Annotated in this window: 20 protein-coding genes; 9 read left to right on the forward strand and 11 right to left on the reverse strand. The window is 56.4% G+C overall.

Going from position 1 to position 19,373, the window contains the following annotated elements:
• Positions 1–10: 10 nt before the first annotated feature.
• Genes fliG through AAF739_05045 form a run of 4 tightly spaced genes read left to right on the forward strand, consistent with a single transcriptional unit; the run spans position 11 to position 3,529 of the window.
• Entirely contained in the window at positions 11–1,084 is a 1,074-nt protein-coding gene (gene fliG / locus AAF739_05030) for a flagellar motor switch protein FliG (GenBank protein MEM6382017.1), read from the forward strand.
• Complete coding sequence (locus tag AAF739_05035; GenBank protein ID MEM6382018.1) at positions 1,084–1,782, forward strand: FliH/SctL family protein; 699 nt, start codon at positions 1,084–1,086, stop codon at positions 1,780–1,782. The genes fliG and AAF739_05035 overlap by 1 nt, the downstream gene beginning before the upstream one ends.
• Positions 1,779–2,129, forward strand: coding sequence for a flagellar motor switch protein FliN (gene fliN, locus AAF739_05040; protein ID MEM6382019.1), 351 nt, complete (start codon positions 1,779–1,781; stop codon positions 2,127–2,129). Before AAF739_05035 ends, fliN begins: the two co-directional genes overlap by 4 nt.
• Positions 2,130–2,149: 20 nt before the next feature.
• Positions 2,150–3,529, forward strand: a complete 1,380-nt coding sequence (locus AAF739_05045; protein MEM6382020.1) for a sigma-54 dependent transcriptional regulator — start codon at positions 2,150–2,152, stop codon at positions 3,527–3,529.
• A gap of 2 nt (positions 3,530–3,531) precedes the next feature.
• Here AAF739_05045 and AAF739_05050 read toward each other — a convergent pair whose 3' ends face one another.
• Complete coding sequence (locus tag AAF739_05050) at positions 3,532–4,023, reverse strand: LysM peptidoglycan-binding domain-containing protein (protein MEM6382021.1); 492 nt, start codon at positions 4,021–4,023, stop codon at positions 3,532–3,534.
• A gap of 199 nt (positions 4,024–4,222) precedes the next feature.
• Here AAF739_05050 and flhA point away from each other — a divergent pair, with 199 nt between their 5' ends.
• From flhA to AAF739_05065, 3 genes are read left to right on the forward strand one after another with little or no spacing between them, the layout of a single operon-like run.
• Complete coding sequence (gene flhA / locus AAF739_05055; GenBank protein MEM6382022.1) at positions 4,223–6,373, forward strand: flagellar biosynthesis protein FlhA; 2,151 nt, start codon at positions 4,223–4,225, stop codon at positions 6,371–6,373.
• A complete protein-coding gene (locus AAF739_05060; GenBank protein MEM6382023.1) occupies positions 6,373–7,029 on the forward strand; it encodes a GNAT family N-acetyltransferase in 657 nt (218 codons plus the stop codon). Before flhA ends, AAF739_05060 begins: the two co-directional genes overlap by 1 nt.
• Positions 7,029–7,334: a GNAT family N-acetyltransferase gene (locus tag AAF739_05065; GenBank protein MEM6382024.1), complete on the forward strand. Its 306-nt coding sequence runs from the start codon at positions 7,029–7,031 to the stop codon at positions 7,332–7,334. The genes AAF739_05060 and AAF739_05065 overlap by 1 nt, the downstream gene beginning before the upstream one ends.
• Here AAF739_05065 and AAF739_05070 read toward each other — a convergent pair.
• From AAF739_05070 to fliI, 3 genes are all read right to left on the reverse strand, one after another.
• The gene (locus AAF739_05070; GenBank protein ID MEM6382025.1) at positions 7,323–8,012 is read right to left on the reverse strand and encodes a cyclic nucleotide-binding domain-containing protein; all 690 of its coding nucleotides are present in this window, start codon (positions 8,010–8,012) and stop codon (positions 7,323–7,325) included. The genes AAF739_05065 and AAF739_05070 overlap by 12 nt on opposite strands.
• Positions 8,013–8,153: 141 nt before the next feature.
• Positions 8,154–8,576 (reverse strand): flagellar export protein FliJ, encoded by a 423-nt coding sequence (gene fliJ / locus AAF739_05075; GenBank protein ID MEM6382026.1) that lies wholly within the window; start codon positions 8,574–8,576, stop codon positions 8,154–8,156.
• Positions 8,577–8,592: 16 nt separating this feature from the next.
• Complete coding sequence (fliI, locus tag AAF739_05080; GenBank protein MEM6382027.1) at positions 8,593–9,918, reverse strand: flagellar protein export ATPase FliI; 1,326 nt, start codon at positions 9,916–9,918, stop codon at positions 8,593–8,595.
• Positions 9,919–10,190: 272 nt separating this feature from the next.
• Here fliI and AAF739_05085 point away from each other — a divergent pair, with 272 nt between their 5' ends.
• Positions 10,191–10,892 carry a response regulator transcription factor gene (locus AAF739_05085; protein MEM6382028.1) on the forward strand — a complete coding sequence of 234 codons (702 nt, stop codon included), beginning with the start codon at positions 10,191–10,193 and terminating at the stop codon, positions 10,890–10,892.
• Between the two features lie 124 nt (positions 10,893–11,016).
• Here AAF739_05085 and AAF739_05090 read toward each other — a convergent pair whose 3' ends face one another.
• The 7 genes from AAF739_05090 to AAF739_05120 form a co-directional block, all read right to left on the reverse strand.
• Complete coding sequence (locus AAF739_05090) at positions 11,017–11,904, reverse strand: protein-glutamate O-methyltransferase CheR (GenBank protein MEM6382029.1); 888 nt, start codon at positions 11,902–11,904, stop codon at positions 11,017–11,019.
• Entirely contained in the window at positions 11,901–13,052 is a 1,152-nt protein-coding gene (locus AAF739_05095; protein ID MEM6382030.1) for a chemotaxis response regulator protein-glutamate methylesterase, read from the reverse strand. Before AAF739_05095 ends, AAF739_05090 begins: the two co-directional genes overlap by 4 nt.
• A 108-nt stretch (positions 13,053–13,160) precedes the next feature.
• Positions 13,161–13,526, reverse strand: coding sequence for a response regulator (locus tag AAF739_05100; protein MEM6382031.1), 366 nt, complete (start codon positions 13,524–13,526; stop codon positions 13,161–13,163).
• 44 nt (positions 13,527–13,570) lie between these two features.
• Entirely contained in the window at positions 13,571–14,074 is a 504-nt protein-coding gene (locus AAF739_05105; protein MEM6382032.1) for a chemotaxis protein CheW, read from the reverse strand.
• Between the two features lie 5 nt (positions 14,075–14,079).
• On the reverse strand, positions 14,080–16,893 hold the full coding sequence (locus AAF739_05110) for a hybrid sensor histidine kinase/response regulator (protein MEM6382033.1): 2,814 nt from the start codon (positions 16,891–16,893) through the stop codon (positions 14,080–14,082).
• 267 nt (positions 16,894–17,160) lie between these two features.
• A complete protein-coding gene (locus AAF739_05115) occupies positions 17,161–17,802 on the reverse strand; it encodes a histidine phosphotransferase family protein (protein MEM6382034.1) in 642 nt (213 codons plus the stop codon).
• A gap of 118 nt (positions 17,803–17,920) precedes the next feature.
• The gene (locus tag AAF739_05120) at positions 17,921–18,433 is read right to left on the reverse strand and encodes a YHS domain-containing (seleno)protein (protein ID MEM6382035.1); all 513 of its coding nucleotides are present in this window, start codon (positions 18,431–18,433) and stop codon (positions 17,921–17,923) included.
• A 163-nt stretch (positions 18,434–18,596) separates the two neighbouring features.
• Between AAF739_05120 and AAF739_05125 the strand changes: the two genes are divergently transcribed.
• The gene (locus AAF739_05125) at positions 18,597–19,232 is read left to right on the forward strand and encodes a DUF1134 domain-containing protein (protein ID MEM6382036.1); all 636 of its coding nucleotides are present in this window, start codon (positions 18,597–18,599) and stop codon (positions 19,230–19,232) included.
• Positions 19,233–19,373: the final 141 nt, after the last annotated feature.

Genomic DNA, 19,373 nt, shown 5'->3' on the forward strand with positions numbered 1-19,373 from the left:
TAGCAAGCACATGAGCACTGCCCTCGCCCCCGCACAGCAAACAGCCGCACAGCGGACCGCTGGTGGAGATCAGTCACAGGTTACCATCGAGCAGCTTTCGGGCACCGAGAAAGTAGCTGTACTTCTGCTAGCCCTTGGGGACACACATGGCGCCCCGCTTTGGCAGGGGCTGGACGATCTAGAACTGCGCGAAATTTCCCAATCAATGGCTGTGGTTGGGCGCCTGTCGACCGACGTCATCGAAGCGGTTCTTATTGAGTTCATCGACAACGTCACCACCAACAAATCGATCTCTGGTGGTTATGATGCGACCGAACGCCTGCTTCAATCGTTCATGGACCCCGACAAAGTCGCCGCGATCATGGAAGAGATCCGCGGCCCGGCTGGCCGTAACATGTGGGAGAAACTCTCAAACGTCCAAGAGAACGTTCTGGCCTCGTATCTGAAAAATGAATACCCGCAGACGACCGCCGTTGTCCTCTCCAAGATCAGGCCCGACCACGCTGCAAAAGTGCTGTCCCTTTTACCGGAAGAATTGGCCCTGGAGGTCATTCAGCGCATGCTGCGCATGCAGTCTGTCCAAAAGGAGATTCTCGATAAAGTCGAAGAGACCCTGCGGACGGAATTTATGTCCAACCTGTCCCACACCCGCCGGCGTGACAGCCATGAAACTATGGCGGAGATCTTCAATAACTTCGACCGCCAAACCGAGGCAAAGTTCCTCGCAACCCTTGAAGAAGACAACCGCGAATCCGCCGAAAAGATCAAGGCGCTAATGTTTACCTTTGAGGATCTCGGCAAGGTGGACAGCGCGTCGATCCAAGTCCTTCTACGCAACGCCGACCTCACGCAGCTGCCAATTGCCTTCAAGGGCGCAAACGAAACACTTCGCGACTACTTCCTGTCAAATATGTCTACCCGCCAAGCGCAGACAATTCGAGAGGAAATGGAGATTCTTGGACCTGTGCGTCTGCGCGAGGTGGACGAGGCTCAAATGGCCCTGGTCAACATTGCGAAGGATCTGGCCGCCAAAGGCGAGATGGTCATCGCCAAAAACTCGGGCGACGACGAGGTGGTTTACTGATGAACCCGACCACATCCCCCGCCGCGCGTTACCTGTTTGATCTGGATTTCGACGCCGAAGCGCGAAAGCGAGATGAGCAGGAAGCGGAGCCGACTATCAGCCTTTACGAGCACGAAGCGCACATGGCAGCGCTGGAGCGGAAGGTTCGTCAAGAAGCACATGATGCCGGGCGGGAAGAAGCGCTCGCAGAAGGTTCTCGAGCTGTGGCGGAAGAAACCCAGCGGCTTACGGGCATCGTCTCAACACTGCTGACACGATTGGACGCCGAGATCGCCGAGCGAGAAGCGCGAGCGGTCACCCTAGCATTGGCCGCAGCGAAAAAACTCGCACGCAGGCTGATGGAAAAAGAACCGGTCGGAGAAGTCGAAGAGCTTTTTAGGGCCTGCCTGGCCCCCATGTTTGATGCGTCTCACCTCGTTATACGGATGCCCGAAGCGCACCTCGAAACGGTTCGTGAGAGGTTGGAAGCAGCCGCCCAGGTCCAGGGGTTTGAAGGCCGCTTGGTTTATATCGGAGATGAAGACATGGCGCCCGGCGACGCTCAAATTGAGTGGGCGGATGGTGGCCTTGCGCGAAGTCAGCGTGAGCTCGAAGCCGCTATCGATCAATTGGTGACCGACTACTTCGATCGAAACGTCAACCAGTCGCAAGCTATGCCGTCCGACGCGCCATCGCGGCAACACGGAGATGACCTATGAGCGATGAAACAGATGACGTCGCAAGCAAGCAGAACCTGGAACTCGACCAACTTGAGGGTCCAGAAGCAAACAGTTCCGACGACGGCGCTCATGGCCCAAAAGATGCGAGCGATCTTGAGGCCGTTTTCGATGTACCGGTGAGAGTGTCGGCAATTTTGGGCCGGTCGAACATGCGGGTCTCTGACCTGCTCGACCTTGGGCCCGGGACCGTCGTCGAACTCGACCGAAGGGTCGGGGAAGCGATCGACATATTCGTCAACGAGCGCTTGGTTGCGCGTGGAGAGGTTGTCTTGGTCGAAGACAAGCTTGGCGTGACCATGACCGAAATCATTAAAAGCGACAAATAACGCAGGTCAGGACGACAGCAATGCGGCTACTTATCTTTGGGAACCTCGGTGGACAGATGGCATCGGCGACGCGCATGGCGATGGAACGCGGCGCGAAGGTGATGCATGCGGATGATCAGGCGGCAGCACTGGACGTTTTGCGAGGCGGGCAAGGTGTGGACCTGCTGATGGTCGATGTTGCCGAAAACATTCGTGACCTTATTCGCGCAATGGAGCGAGAGCATATCTCCGCCCCGGTCGTCGCCTGCGGCGTCAAAAACGACGCCGACGCGGCTGTGCGCGCAATCAAGGCTGGCGCACGGGAATACATACCGCTACCGCCAGATCCCGCGTTGATTGCTGCCGTACTCGCAGCCGTTACCGCAGAGGAACTGGACCTGATATTCCACGATCCTGCGATGGCGCGCGTGGTGAAGCTTGCTGAGCAAATTGCCCCGTCGGACGCCTCCATCATGATAACCGGCGAGTCAGGGACCGGCAAAGAAGTAATGGCGCGCCATGTTCACGCAAAATCAAGCCGATCGGGAATGCCGTTCGTGTCGGTCAACTGCGCAGCGATACCAGAGAATCTTTTGGAATCTGAGCTATTTGGACATGAGAAAGGAGCCTTCACGGGTGCCTTGGCCAGACGAATTGGCAAATTCGAGGAGGCGTCGGGTGGCACTCTCTTGCTCGATGAAATCTCCGAGATGGACGTACGCCTACAGGCCAAGCTCTTGCGGGCTCTGCAGGAACGCGTGATCGACCGGGTGGGTGGCAACAAACCCGTACCCGTCGATCTTCGGATCATCGCAACGTCCAACCGTTCGCTGACGGAAGAAGTCAAGAAAGGGACTTTTCGGGAGGACCTTCTGTTCCGTTTAAACGTCGTCAACCTCGCTCTACCGGCGCTGCGCGAACGACCGGCTGACATTCTCAAACTGGCAGATCATTTCGCCCGCAAATACGCCAAAGCCAACGGCTTTCCTCTGCGGCCGCTATCTGAAACCGCTGAAGCCCAACTTATGGCGGTACAGTGGCCGGGGAACGTTCGCGAGCTGGAAAACACCATTCACAGGGCGGTCCTGTTGGCTTCTGGATCGGAAATCGGTGCCGAGGCGCTTATCGCACCCGATGGTGCCGATTTCGTCGTGCGGCAACCGGCAGCATCATCTGCTGCTGTTCAAAAGGCTGCGATGACTGCAGAGGCGGTGACCCGCGCTCTGGTGGGAAGGACCGTTGCAGAAGTGGAACAGGATTTGATCCTCGATACACTCGACCATTGCCTCGGCAACCGCACCCATGCGGCCAACATCCTTGGGATTTCCATCCGAACGTTGCGAAACAAGCTTAATGAGTACACAGCGCAAGGCTTAGATGTTCCCCAGCCGGGCCAGGCACGCACCCAAATCGCCGGCTGACATTAGGCTAGGTCCGCCCTTGGGATGCGCAAGATCTGACCCGGGAAAATGACGTTGGGGTCTGATATGACGTCCTGATTAGCCTGAAAGATCGGCTGGAAGTTACCACTTCCATACTGGTTCTGGGCAATGCTTGTAAGTGTGTCGCCGCTCTGCACCGTGTAGGGTTGCCATCCATCATAGCCGGGCAGAATCTTCGGCCCAAACAGAATTGGGATCACCACCGAAGGTCCGTCCGCCGTCGCGGTATCATCTGCCAAGGTCAGGAAGAGGCGGGTCAGCTGAAAGCTGTTGGTTTCGGGTATATCAATTGATCCTTGAAATTGTCGCAGCCCCAATGCGCCAACTTGGGTAAAGCTACTGAATTCATCGTGGCCATCGGAAACTCTGATTGAAAGCGTCCCTTCGAAGGCAGCCGCGTTCCCGGCGATAAGGATTTTTGAGCCGACCAGATCGAACGGTTGTGGCTGTTGGATGTCGAGTGTGACGGACATGCCTTTTCTCCGTAATTTTCGATCGGGTAATGATACCACCGATCCTCGGTTTCGCCTGTGATCAACGTCACAAAAGAGCGCCGTTCTGCGCACTCAAACTGATAAGCTCCCCGCTTCAGTTAACCGGCTGTTTACCCTAAAGGCGGCAAAAAATGCCGACCGTGCCCAGCTCCTTGAGGGCGCACAACGAGCAGCATTTATGGCCGATACCAGCGCCACTCCACCTTCAGCGCCACCGGGACGCACAGCGCTCCCCTTCGCATTGCCTAGTGCTCAACAGCTGAAGGACGCGCTGCTGCGCGGCGATCTTGCGCTTGCCTTCGGCGTGATGACGATCCTCGTGGTTCTCATCATGCCGATGCCGCCGTTCATGCTGGACATCTTTCTGGCTGTGTCGATCATCTTTTCGGTACTCGTGTTGATGACGGCGCTGTTCATCCACAAACCTCTGGAGTTTTCCGCTTTCCCGACGGTTTTGCTGATCGCGACCATGATCCGTCTTGCGCTCAACCTCGCATCTACCCGCCTCATTCTCTCTGAGGGCCATACAGGTCCTGACGCCGCCGGCGATGTGATTGAGGCGTTTGGATCGTTCGTTATGGGTGGCAACTTCGTGATCGGTCTGATCGTGTTTGCCATTTTGGTCATTGTGAACTTCGTCGTGATCACAAAGGGCTCGGGACGCATCGCGGAAGTCGCCGCGCGCTTCACCCTCGACGCGATGCCCGGAAAACAGATGGCGATTGATGCCGACCTGTCGGCAGGATTAATTGACGAAGGCGAAGCGCGTCGACGCCGCAAGGAACTCGAGGATGAAAGCTCCTTCTTCGGCGCAATGGACGGTGCGTCGAAGTTTGTCCGCGGTGACGCGATCGCCGGCCTGCTCATCACCTTCATCAACATCATTGGCGGCATCGTAATCGGTGTCGCGCAGATGGATCTGTCGTTCGGCGACGCCAGCCGAGCCTACACCTTGCTGACCGTCGGCGACGGGCTGGTTAGCCAGATTCCAGCTCTGATCGTGTCGACCGCCGCGGGCCTACTTGTTTCAAAGGCCGGCGTTAGCGGCGCAGCTGACAAGGCGTTGGTTGATCAGCTATCGGGGTATCCCAAGGCCCTTGGCATGTCGTCATTCGTGATGGTCGTCCTCGCGCTCCTGCCCGGTATACCACCCCTGCCCTTTCTGGGGCTAGCGGCGGGCGCAGGCTACCTTGCCTTGCGATCAACGCAAAAACTGAAGCAAGCCGAGACCGAAGCCCGGGCACAGGAGGTGATCGAAGAGGCAGCGAAAAATGCGCCGCCTGCAGAAGAGCCGATCTCATCGGCGCTGCGGATTGATGATTTGCGCATTGAGCTTGGGTACGGACTGTTGACGCTCATCGAGGACGGCGAAGGTTCGGACCGTCTCACAGAACAGATCAAGGCTCTCCGACGCGCCCTCGCCGCCGAACTCGGATTCGTTATGCCGTCGGTGCGGCTGCTCGATAACATGCAGCTCGATGCCAACACCTATTCGATCAAGGTCAAGGAAGTGGAGTCCGCAACTGGCGAAGTCTTCGTTGGGCAGTTCATGACAATGAACCCAACCGGTGGTGAGGTTGAACTTCCCGGCCGCACCACAACCGAACCGACTTTCGGCCTTCCGGCGACGTGGATTGAAAAGAAACTTCGCGATCAGGCAGAGATCAAGGGCTATACGGTTGTCGATCCAGCGACCGTGATCTCGACACATCTCACCGAAGTCATCAAGTCATCAACAGCGGATCTGCTGTCCTATGCGGACACGCAAAACCTCCTGAACGAGCTTCCAGCCGCCCAGCAGAAACTGGTCGATGACCTGGTCCCCGGTCAGATTTCGGTTTCAGGCATCCAGCGCGTTCTGCAAACGCTGCTCGCCGAGCGAATTTCCATCAGAGATTTGGCAACAATCCTCGAGGGCATAGCCGAGGCGACAGGCTTCGCCCGCACACCCCAAGCTATTGTCGAGCACGTGCGGACCCGGCTGGCGCTTCAAATCTGCGCCCAACACCAATCGCCTGCAGGATATGTCCCACTCCTTCCACTTTCCCCCCAATGGGAGCAGTCTTTCTCTGACGCGCTTGTGGGCAGCGACGATGAGGAGAAGCATCTCGCAATGGCACCATCGAAGCTTCAAGAGTTCATTACCTCGGTCAACTCGGCGTATAATCATGCAGCCGAGCAAGGTGAGGTACCCGTGATGCTGACCTCACCCGGTATCCGGCGCCATATCCGTGCAATCATTGAACGGTTCCGGCCGCAGACTGCGATCCTCAGCCAGGCTGAAATCCATCCGCGCGCAAAACTCAAGACCTTCGGACAGATCAGCTAATGATCGACCAACCAGACATCCCATGGCACCTTGAAATCGATGAAGATGGTTTCGCCGAGGTTCCAATAGGCCTTCACGCAACTGTCGAAACCAGCTTACAACGGGACACAGCTCCAAATCCCGGCGCCTATCGACTACCTTCCGGTTTTAGGCTCGTTCAACCTGAACCGGTCGACCTCGATGCCTTCAAAGCGCTCTTCAGCGACATTGGCGAGCCTTGGCTGTGGTTTGGACGGCTGCTGGAGACGGATGAGGATATGCAATCCATTCTCACCGACCAGAACACCACGTTGCGCTACCTCATCGACAGTTTTGCCGACCCCGTTGGATTGTTTGAAGCACAGCAGCAAGGCGACGATACGTTGGAGGTGACGTACTTTGGCCTTCGCAGCAATGTGATGGGCAAGGGGCTAGGCGGCCCGTTTATGGAGCATGGCCTTGCCGCCGCCTGGCATTCTGGCATTAAGCGCATCTGGCTACACACGTGTACGTTCGATAGTCCCTATGCCCTAGCCTTCTACCGGCGTCAGGGCTTCCGACCGTTTAAGCAACGCATCGAAGTCGCGACCGACCCGCGGCTGACAGGCCTTTTGCCTCGGACGGCTGCGCCCCATATACCGTTAGCGGATTTCTCAGATCCTGAAGCGAGCACGTGATGGAAAAATCAACGCCAGAGATTGCAATAACCCATTCAGAAGAAGGGTCAAAAGGCGCTTACACAGCAAGTGTTGTTGGCAAACCGCCAGCTGAGCTGACATATAGTCGCGCAAGCGAGAGCCTGATTATCATCGACCATACGGGCGTTCCGGACGAACTGCGCGGTATGGGCGTTGGCGTCGCGCTGGTAAAGCGCGCCGTGGAAGACGCGCGAGCCTCCGGTACAAAGATCATGCCCTTGTGCCCCTTTGCAAAAGCCCAGATCGCCCGTCACAAAGAATGGCAAGACGTCCTAAGCGGATAGACGCGTTTTATCGGAGCTCGTGGGCAACGTGGTAAGCGGCTGGCGAGCGATCTTCCGGGCTAGATCGTGATTCATCAAACCACGAACAGCGATATCGATTTGTGGCTCTTTCTCCAGGAGCTGCCTCAGCCGCGAGACCGACCAAGCCAAATAAACGGCGCCGGGACGCATGACTACGTCTGCCGTCGCGGGGTTCTCCGATATGAATGCGATCTCGCCAAGAAACGCTTCGGCGGATAATTCAATCTGCCGACCGTCTTTAACGACGAAGGCCTCCCCAGCAAGCATGTAATACAGTTCGCTAGGCATTTCCCCTTGTACAAGTATCCGCTGTTCCGCCGAAGCGCGGCGGACCTCACCGACCTTTATGAGCTTTTGCATCTGGCCAGGCGTCAGAATATCGAGCGCATTCACAAATGGCCTGACTTCTGCAGCAAATTGCCGCCCCATGCGCTCGCGTATCAACAGCAACATAAAGGCGGCGGCAACAAGAGCCATCAAGGTCTTCCAAAAAAGACCAAACCAGATCGGATCATTATCGATGTAGGCGTAAAACACCGCCTGAAGGCCAGTACCGACCACAGCCAGGGCCCTCAGCATGATGGGGCCTCTAACGGCAAACGCGATGACCGCAAGAAGATTACCGAGATTGAACAGGATCACGAGCAGCTCGTGCATCCCTGGCTCGGACCAATTCAATTCGGCGAACATTCAAACCCCGGGCAAAAGTCAGGCACGGGTTTTGTCAGACGCGCTTTGAGCCGTCAAACCTCAACTGAGGCTTCGTAAAAGGGCTGCATCGGTGCGCAGCCCAATTAATCAACCGATCATGCCGGTTCGCGTTCGGCGCACCTGGCTAAGTTCCTCAATCTCGGACTGCTCTCGAGTGGCAACAGCCGTCCGATGCGCTTCCTGATCACGCTCTTCAAGCAGCTCAACCTTCTTGAGATCTTCAACCGCTTCCGCCAACTGATCCTGCGCCGCCTCAAGCTGCCCGCGCAGGTTTTCCGCAGAGTCGCGCAGGTTGTCGCGGCGTTGTGCCGCCGCCTTAGCGTAGGTCGGGTAGGCATAGTGCCCTACATCAGTGATGCCGGACTTCTCTTGCTCTATGGCAACTTCACGATCGAGTTCGGCAGCCATGCGTTCGAAGTCCGCCATCATTGCCTCGATCTGAGCCAGCTGGCGGCGCTTTTCATCAACCTGATAGCGCTTCAGGCGGATCAGAGACTCACGCGATTTCATTACTCAATACTCCTAATCACGCGTCCTGCTCACCTCCAAGGATGTCAGCAAGCAGACCATAACCTTCCTCAAGCGACGTTGCTTCCCCCTTGCCCTGGCTCAAGAAGGCTTCGAGCTCAGGGTTCAGCCGGATGGCCTCGTCAACATCGCTGTCCGACCCTTGACGGTACGCACCAAGGCGGATCATTTCCTCCATATCGCCGAAAGAGCTTAACAAACCGCGAGCACGCAGCACATTTTTTCGCGCATGCTCGGGAACACAGGCCGGCATTGTCCGCGAAACCGACTTCAAAATGTTGATGGCGGGGTAGCGGCCGCGCTCTGCAATCGCGCGCTCCATGACAATGTGACCATCAAGAATTGAACGGACAGCGTCAGCCACCGGCTCATTATGATCGTCACCCTCAACGAGAACCGTGAACAACCCCGTTGTTGTCCCTTCTCCTTCCACCCCAGGACCTGCGCGCTCCAGCAGTCGAGGAAGCTCGGTAAACACCGTGGGCGTGTAACCTTTGGTTGTCGGCGGCTCGCCGCCGGCCAACCCGATTTCTCTTTGTGCCATGGCAAAACGGGTGACCGAATCCATCATCAGAAGTACGTTTGATCCTTGGGCGCGAAAATACTCAGACACAGTCGTCGCCATGTAAGCCGCTTGCCTGCGCATCAGTGCGCTTTCGTCTGATGTCGCGACAACGACCACCGCCCGTTTAAGGCCATCGGGGCCGAGATCATCTTCAAGGAATTCTTTCAGCTCACGGCCACGTTCGCCGATCAAGCCAATCACAGCGACATCGGCCGACGTGTTTTTTGCCAGCATCGACATCAGGACAGATTTTCCGACGCCAGACCCTGCGAAAATCCCCAATCGTTGACCTTCGCAACACGTGACAAAAGTATTCAGCGCACGGACCCCAAGATCAAGCGGAGAGCCTACCCGACGACGGGAGGCAGGAGGTGGAGGGGACGCCCGAAGGTCGAAAGCTTGCTGGCCGCTAGGCAGCGGACCGGCACCATCAATGGGTCGACCCAGACCATCGACGACACGACCGAGCCAGTGGCGACACGGCTTTGCCGTTGCATGGGTCGACACCAGAAGTGCCCGACACCCAAGCCGTATGCCTTCCACAGCGTCGAAAGGCAGGCAGACCGCTCGATCATTGCGGAAGCCGACAATCTCGACCATCACCTTACGTGACGAAGAGACTTCAACCGAGAGCCGAGAGCCAATTGCAAGCAGGTGTAAGGGCCCGGCAATCTCGACCAACAAACCTTGCAGCCCCGTCACGCGACCGAACACATCACGTTCAAGCAGATCGGCAATCTGATCACTCAGATCATGCATTGTGTGGCCCTACCTGACACGGTTCCAAAGGTTGAACTCTATTTCCACCGAAACCCCTTGCAGCGGTGATTCGCCGTCTGGTAATCGTTAACGCATTCGGGGCGAATCAGCCCGTATGCTTTCCAAAGTCTTGCGTTTTTTCAGGTGAGAAAGGGTGTCTTAACCTTTCGCTTACACCTGCGAGTTACCGTTTGTGTGAGGGCAGAACTATGCCCAGTAGATGCTCGAGTTGTTTGAGCACGCGAACCCAGAATAGGGCAAAGGGGATTGGCATGCGCGTTTTGCTGATCGAGGACGACATCGCAACCGCTGAGAGCATCGAATTGATGCTCAAATCAGAAGCGTTCAATGTTTACACCACTGACCTCGGCGAAGAGGGCGTGGATCTCGGTAAACTCTATGATTACGACATTATCCTGCTCGATCTAAACCTGCCGGACATGTCAGGTTACGAAGTCTTGCGGACACTGCGCTTGGCGAAGGTCAAGACACCGATCCTGATCCTTTCAGGGCTTGCGGGCATTGAAGATAAGGTGCGCGGGCTTGGTTTTGGTGCAGATGATTACCTAACCAAGCCGTTCCACAAGGATGAGCTGGTTGCGCGCATCCATGCGATCGTCCGGCGGTCGAAGGGACACGCTCAATCGGTGATCACGACCGGCGATGTGACGGTCAATCTCGATACCAAAACTGTGGAGGTGGACGGACAGCGCGTTCACCTCACCGGTAAAGAGTACCAGATGCTCGAGCTTTTATCTTTGCGCAAAGGCACCACGCTGACCAAAGAAATGTTCCTGAACCATCTGTATGGTGGAATGGATGAGCCGGAGTTGAAGATCATTGACGTCTTCATCTGCAAGCTGCGCAAAAAGCTCGCTGCGGCCACTGGTGGTTCAAACTACATTGAGACGGTATGGGGCCGGGGATACGTGCTGCGTGATCCTGATGAATCAACGGTCAAGCAGAGCGCCTGACGGATCGCCCAACCCTACAGATAAACAAACAACGCCGCCCACAAACTGGGCGGCGTTTTTTTGTTCTGAAAACGTTTGGTCAGGATCGCCCGCTGAGGTTTCCCAATCCCACGTAGGCCGGAACTCAGGCAATCTTGCGAGATAGAGGATCGGTGCGCGCGCCAGACCGTACAAGAGTTGAACGACCGCCAGCCACAAAATCAGGGTTTGGCTGATATAGGCCGCGTGCGCCTGGGACCGATTGGAAGGCATCTGTCAGCCCAACAACGGTCTCAGCGGCGCCCAGGACCATAAATCCATCTGGTGCCATCTGCTTTGCTATCCTTTGCAGGATATCAATCTTGGTTTCCTGATCGAAGTAAATCAGAACGTTTCGAATAAAGACGATATCGAACTTGCCCAATGCGACGAAGCTATCAAGCAGGTTGAGCTGACGCAGCTGGACCATCTGCCGGATTGCGCTTGAGATTTCCCACTGCTCACCATTTTGCGTGAAATGATTGAGAAGGAGCTGGATGGGCAGCCCGCGCTGTACCTCAAACTGGCTGTAGGTGCCCTTTCTTGCCCGGTCCAGAACCTCGCGTGAAATATCCGTACCAATGATCTCAAACCGGAACGCCGAAACCTTGAGGCCCAGCTCCTTTAGGATCATTCCAAGGGAATAGGGTTCCTGTCCAGTGGACGCCGCCGCACACCATATACGGATCTTTCGTTCGCTCTTTCGCGCATCCATCAGCGAAGGAAGCATGTGCTTCTCAAAATGATCGAATGGTGTTTTGTCGCGAAAGAAGAAACTCTCATTGGTGGTCATTGCGTCGACCACTTTCTCGCCGATGGAACGGCCCAGCGGAGACCGGAGCTTCGCCACAAGCTCGCCAATCCCGTCTAAGGAAAACTCTTTGGCAATCGGCAGAAGACGGCTTTCGATCAGGTATTGTTTGTCGTTCGACAGAACAAGTCCCGACCGTTCCTTCAGGAATGTGCGCAGAAAATCGTAATCGGCTGCGATCATGGGCGCCCACCTTTCAAGATACGTGCGATTGTTGCGGCCACGTCGTCGATAGGAAGAACAGCTGAACAGGCTTTCTCCTCAACCACTGCCTGAGGCATACCCCAGACAACGGAGGTCTTTTCATCCTGAGCGATCACAGAGCCACCTGCGTTTGCAATGGCCAAAGCGCCTTTGCCTCCGTCATTGCCCATGCCTGTCAGAACGGCAGCGAGCACGGCAGGTCCATAGTTGCGCGCCACAGATTCAAACAGCGGGTCAACGGCGGGCTTGCAAAAGTTCACGGGTGGACCATCGGTAAGCACGATCCGTACCCCTAAACCGTCCGGTTCGACAATCATATGCTTGCCGCCCGGCGCCACGTAGATTTGGCCAGGTTTGACCGGCTCACCGTCGCGTCCTTCCGCCGCGGGAATTCCGGAGGCTTTCGAAAGATTCTCAGCAAGTATCGCAGTGAACGTCGCTGGCATGTGCTGTGTGATCAGTATGGGTACGCGAACGTCAATCACTCCAAGAGCTGTCACGACCTTGCTGAGTGCTTGAGGCCCACCTGTTGACGAGCCGATCACAACGACACGGGGGGCTGCCGGTGACCATCGGCGCATCGGGCCAAGCGTATTGGTAGCAGGTCCAGCGGGCACAGCTGGCCGCGCCGTCCGAACGCCAGGAGCATTTGCCATCGAGGCTCGGCGAGCGGTCCGTTTCCCCCTCACCCCAAGCGCTTTGACTTTTGCGATGAGATCGGTGCGGAATTCAGAAGAGGTGGAGACGCCAGAGTTGCTTTCAGGCTTTGGAAGATAGTCCGCAGCGCCCAAGCTCAGAGCTTTCAACGAAATCTCTGCGTTCCTGCGCGTCAGCGTTGAGGCCATAACGATTTGCACGCCTGGCCGCTTTTGGAGCAGCAGCGGCAAAGCCGTCAGCCCGTCCATATCGGGCATTTCGATATCGAGAACAATGACGTCCGGGGCGACACGTTCGACTGCGTCAACGGCGAGTTTGCCGGTCCGGCTTGTTTCGACAACGGCTAGTTCAGGATCCGCGTCCAGCCAGCGCGTCATCAGGCCACGAGCTACAACGGCATCATCTACAACCATCACACGGACGGGGTCTGTGTTGGCGACGGGCTGCGCCGAGCTCTTTGGCGAGGTCATGGCCATGGTTTATCGATGTCCTTAAATCCCGAGCGACTGGAACCGTCGATCATGAGCAACTCGGCAAACGCGTTGCAGCGAATGCAGGCCGGGCCGAACCTGGCTCGCCTACGCGAGGCCAACTTCAGCAAATTTTGCTTCGACAATCTCGCGATCAAAGGGCTTCATGATGTATTCGTTTGCGCCAGCACGCATGGCCTTTGCGATGTGCGCAACGTCATTCTCGGTCGTGCAGAAAACCACCTTGGGTTCGTTGCCGCCCTCTTCCGCGCGAAGAGCCCGCAGGAACTCAAGGCCGTCCATCACCGGCATATTCCAATCCAGAAAGATGGAGTCCGGCATCGACATACGACATCTATCAAGCGCTTCCTGCCCATCTGCGGCCTCTTCGACGGAGAACTCCATGTCTTCGAGGATGCGCCTTGCGACCTTGCGGATCACACTTGAGTCGTCAACGACCAGACAAGTCTTCATATCGCCTGTTCCCTCTCGAACGTCTTGGCGGAAGCAAAGCCGAGCTATGCGGCAGTCGCTTCGGTCATGGATTGAAGCAGTTTATCAACATCCAAAATTACCATGAGGGTTCCTTCCAAACGATGAACACCGGCAGATAGGTTTGACCAACGTGGATCGAGATTGACGGGGTTCGGTTCGCGCTCTGCGATGGGAAGGTTCAACACCTCACCCACGCGATCGATGATCAAACCGTAGCTTTCGCCCTTGTAGTCGATGCCGACTGCCATACGCAGCCCATCATCATCCTCGCGTTTGGGCAAACCAAGCATGCACCGCATATCCACGGCCGTTACGATCCTGCCTCGTAGGTTCAACACACCGGCGATTTCATTGCGGGACATAGGAACCGGCGTCATCGTCTCCGGCATGAACACATCATGCACCTTGGCGATCGGCAGACCAAAAAGCTGGTCAGCAATTGTGACAGTCACATACTGCGTTACGTCCGCGGACAGGACGTCTAATCCAGAGGCAATGCGACTTGTGTCGGCTTGGGGGTCGCGCAAAGCGGTCATGCGGCCAACTCCGTTTCTATGGTTTGTTCCTTCAGCGCAGCGATCAAACCGGTGCGGTCAAACTTCGCGACATAGTCGGAGAAGCCGGCTTCGCGACCTCGCTCAACTGCGGAGGGGGACGCATGTGCTGACATCGCGATGATGGGTGTCCGAGCGTACCGTTCATCACGACGCACGATTTCGGTGAACTCGTATCCAGAAAGACCGGGCATCTCGATATCTGATACAATCGCATCGAAGCGGCGGCCGTCTTCAAGCGTCTCAAGCGCTTGGTGGGCATCGTGGCACGTTGTGACGGTGTATCCGGCAGCACGCAGCACCGGTGCGAGCATATTGCGGAAGAACGATGAGTCATCCACGAGCAGCACGTCGAAACTATCGGTTTTTGGACCGGCTTCGCTCATCGAGAACCAATCATCGAACGCGAGCGGCATGAAGTAACCAACATCGATCACTTCTGTGGCTTTGCCCTTGATCACGGCTGACCCCAACAGACCCGGCTTTTCGGATGTGACTTCTATCTCAAGGACCTCTTCAACGATGTCCACGATCTCATCCACGATGAGCCCCATTGAGCGATGCTCGTCGGCAAACACCAGCATGGGTTGCGTACCCTGCTCTTGCAGCGACATGGTGGTCTCAGCCTTGACCAGCGGCATCAACTGCCCACGGTACTGCACGAGGTCACGACCGTTTGCATGCTCAATGGCCTCGACCTGAATCTCTTCAAGCCGGGTCACAAGAGATAGCATCACGGCCTTCGGTTCCTGACCTCCGGCACGGAAAACGAGGAGGGATACAGGGACCTCGCCGTCACCTTTCGAAACCACCTCTTCAGCCTCCGCCTGATCCGCGACCTCTTCGTCGATCGCAGACCCGATTGCGTTCGCGATACCGTTGGGATCGAGGATCATGATGACAGAGCCATCACCCAGAATGGTGTTTCCAGAGAACATCGTTAGATGCCGAAGCATAGACGACATCGGTTTGACGACGATTTCCTCGGTGTGGAAGACCGCATCGACAACAAGTCCGAACGTTTGGTTTCCGACCTGCATCACGACGATGAAGCCTTCCTCGCCGACCTCCGCTGCCTCTCCCACGCGCGTTCCCAGCAAGCTGGCGAGCGGCGAGAGCGGAAGAAGCTTGTTACGCAAGCGGAGGACCGGCGTATTGCGGATCGTCTCGATCTTGTGCTCGCTATTCTTTTGCGCCCGTACCAGTTCAACGACCGCTAGTTGCGGGATTGCAAACCGTTCGCCCGCTGATTCAACGATGAGCGTGGACACGATCGCGAGTGTAAGCGGGATCTTGATCATCACGACCGTACCTGCGCCCTCTTTGGACTTCAGGTCGATCGTCCCGCCGATCGCTTCGATGTTTGTGCGCACGACATCCATTCCCACGCCTCGGCCCGAAACGTTTGTCACCTTCTCAGCGGTCGATAGTCCCGGATGAAAGATCAATTTGTGGATCTGCGCTTCGGACATGCGCTCGATCTCGGCCTCAGTGTACAGCTCGTTATCGATCGCCTTGTTTTTTAGCTTTTCAGTCGGCAGGCCTTTTCCATCATCGGCAATCTCAATGATGATGTGCCCACCTTCGTGATAGGCAGAGAGTTTGATTGTTCCCTTCTCAGGCTTGCCGGCAGCCGCCCTGACATCCGGCATTTCCAGACCATGGTCGGCTGAGTTGCGGACCATGTGGGTCAAGGGATCCTTGATGAGATCGAGGACCTGACGGTCAAGCTCGGTCTCGGCACCAACCATATCCAATTCAATCTGTTTGCCCAGTTCGCCCGCAAGGTCACGAACAATCCGGGGCAGCTTTTGCCATGCATTGCCGATGGGTTGCATGCGCGTCTTCATCACGCCTTCTTGTAACTCAGCGGTCACATTCGACAGGCGTTGCAACGGTACCTTGAACTCGGAGTCCTCGTGTCGGCGTACGATCTCCAGCAGCTGGTTACGCGTGAGCACAAGCTCAGAGACCATCGTCATGAGGTTCTCAAGCGTGTCTACAGAGACGCGGATCGACTGAGACGCGAGCGACTTCTCAGCTGCCGGCTTCTCAGGTGCCTTTGCGGGCGGTGTAGCTGCTTTCGCGGGTGCGGCAGCAGGGGGCGCAGTTTCTTTGGCGGAAGCTGCCGCCTCTTTGGTCTTCTTCGACCTCTTGGCCTTAGAGGGTTTCACCTCAGCGGGCTCACCCTTGCTTTCATTGTTGTTTGATTGAACCTCGGCGAGGGCATCAGCCATCTGCTTTTTGGCCGCAGCTTCAGCGTCGAACTCACTAGGGGTTTCCGCAAAGATGCGATCAAGCTCGTCGAGCGGCACCTCGCCAGGCTTAAGCTCGCGCTCAAGCACGTTGATGGGCTCTTCATCCATTTCAACCGCAGCTGGTTCCCCAGCTTCCTCAACCTGAGGTGCCGGGTCGTCGCTCGCGACCGACATGCGCTCCAATTCGCTGATCAAGTCGCTATCGTCACCCGCGGGCTCAGAACCGGAGGCCTCCAAGTCTGCCAGGATGGCTTTGAGCCGATCGATCGACAGCAGGATGAGGCTCACCCCCTCTTTTGTAACGGGCGAGCCATCACGGTACTTGCCCATCAGCGTTTCAGCAGCGTGGGCAAGACTCTCAAGCCGAGGGAGACCAAGGAAACCGCACGTTCCCTTTATGGTATGAACCAGTCGAAAAATGTTATCGAGAATTTGAGCGTTGTTGGGCTCCTGCTCGAACTTTACCAGCTCGACATCAACCACATCGAGGCTCTCGTTGGTCTCGGTGAGAAATTCCAGCAGCAGATCGTCCATCCACGCACCCATGATCTTGCCGCAAACCCAGAAGGTCGCGGTTCTAGAAATGTCCGTGTGCTCCCACACGGGTGCACTCCGTCTACGTAGTAGTGACTGGGAACGGTTAATTTTGGTTGAAACGCCAGAGTTTCACTGTCGGCTTAGTAATTTAAAAAAGACAACGATTACAGGTGCGTGGCGACGCACCATTTGGGTTTAGGGCAACCATTGGCCGAGTAGATGGTACTTTCCGTTAGAGAAAGCTGATATCTTCGATGAGCAAGCTCAGCGAGCTTCGGTGCGAAACGTGACCGATACATCGTCCATGTCCGGGACAATCCGAACGCCGACTGCTTCAGCGATCTTCACCAGGTGATACAGGTGAACATTGCGCGCATGTATGCCCTCAGAGAACCTCAAGGACAGCGCATCTTCCGCGCCCTGCGGTATAATCACTTTCTTTGCCTCAGCTCGAACAGTGATTTGTGCCTGGCCTTTAAGCTCACGACCCGAGACTGTCAGTTCACCGCCACGTGGGACCGCATCTTTCGCCAGCGCCAGTAGGCCCAACACAAGTTTTGTCACCGTCTTTGGAACGATGGCTCGCTCAAGTTGCCAATCGAGCGTAGTCCGATCGTCCAAAATATAAGGCTTGGCGGCGTCATGCGCTTCGCCGAGATCGACGTCGCCACCAACATCGCCGTAAGCCCCGTAGGCGATGCGAACGAAGCTGAGCTTGTTGACCGCTTGTGCACTTGAACGCTGCATAAGGGTTTGCGCCACTTCACGCGTGGACTGATCGGAACTCGATTCCCACATCTCCATGGCACTGGCGGATGCGCCTACTGGAGAAATGATATCGTGACATGTCTTGGAGACAATAAGCGACGCAAGTTCCATCGGGTCAGGTTCGGTGTACGATGCCATCGATGGTGCCTTCCTGCTGCGTTCGAATCGTGCGCAATGTTATCAACTGCGACGCCTGACGGAAGACACATCAAACGCGTGGCCGCAATTAGCCCACGCGTTCCTCAACTTAATCGCCTTAGGGCGCCAACGTTCTCAGCAATTCCGGCCAACGGTTATCAGCCTGGACGATTGTTCGTTCGGCGTTGAGAAGGAACGCATACCGCGAAGCCGGTGAGGCAAACAGAAACAACCGCTGCCCCAGGACAAGGTAGACACGCGGGTCAGATGCGGCGGCAATTCCACTGGCCGCCTTGCGGGCGTCGAAACCGCCATAGGCTGGCAGGTAGCGCGCGGGGTCGGCAGCGAAGGCCCGCTTGTTGGCCTCATGGACAAAGCGCCAAACCAGCCCCCGATAGATCAGTTCGTGGTCCGCACTTCCCAGGACCGCCCCCTCATCTGCGAAGAAAGCAACTGCATCGTAGCCCAACAGGCCAAGTTGGTGTGCGGGGTGCGAGAGGATCTGTTCGTTGGCGGCAGCCGGTTGTGGGCGCAAAATGCCCGCCTGAGAAATGCCCAGGAATAAAGCTGCAACCCAAATGACGCTGCCCAAACGCAGCGCTACGCGGCCTTGCCCATTATTTGACGTCATACGCAACATTTATCGCCCAACTGGAACCATTCGTTCACCATCTTCCCGGTACTCTGCAACGCAGCAGACAGTTTGGGTCGGCGAAGGCTCCCGCTCTATGCGGCTGTTTTAAAGCCCAGAGCTAAGCGGACCGTTAATGGTCACGAACATCGAGGAGACTAACATGTTGAACGTTAAGCCCCGTGTTGAAGTGAAAGCGTCGATCTGGAGTGCACGGACGCTTTTTGTCTTGGCGAGCCTGTTAGCAGTCTCATTCGCCGCAATGACATTTGCGCGACCGGCTCTTGCTCAAACGCAGATGGCGCCCCACTCCAACGACGCTTTCACATCGCAAGAAATCCTCGTTTCCGGCCACGTTTTCTTCGGCAACGTTGCACGCGGAATGGCCGAGGTGGTTGAAACTTTGACCGCTCGTTATGGGCAACCAAACGGATACATTCTTGGCGAAGAGGCTGGCGCGGCCTTTATCGGTGGACTTCGTTATGGCGAAGGCACGTTGTACACACGCAACGCCGGCACCCATCGTGTTTATTGGCAGGGCCCGTCCATCGGGTTCGACGGTGGCGTCGAAGGCGCTCGCACCATGATGCTTGTCTACAACCTACCGTCGGTCGATACCCTGTATCAGCGTTTCCCGGGCGCAAGCGGGTCGGCTTTCGTCGTCGGTGGGCTCGGAGTTTCCGCGAACCAATCGGCACAGGTCGTTATCGCACCGATCCGTGCCGGGATTGGTGCAAGGCTGGGGATTAATGTGGGTTACTTGAAGCTCACTCGCCAGCCCACCTGGAATCCGTTCTGATAGCGAAGAGCTTCGCAGAGCGCCCAAGGCGTGGCGTTCCTGACCCCTTCTGGGACAACACACACTTGCCCCGCAGTCGTTTGCTCCAGAAAACCTGTTGCATAAAAACCGCCTCTTTGGCTGTGGGTTAAGTGTTACTGA

It is taken from the genome of Pseudomonadota bacterium (genome assembly GCA_039024915.1).
GTDB lineage: Bacteria > Pseudomonadota > Alphaproteobacteria > Rhizobiales > MH13 > MH13.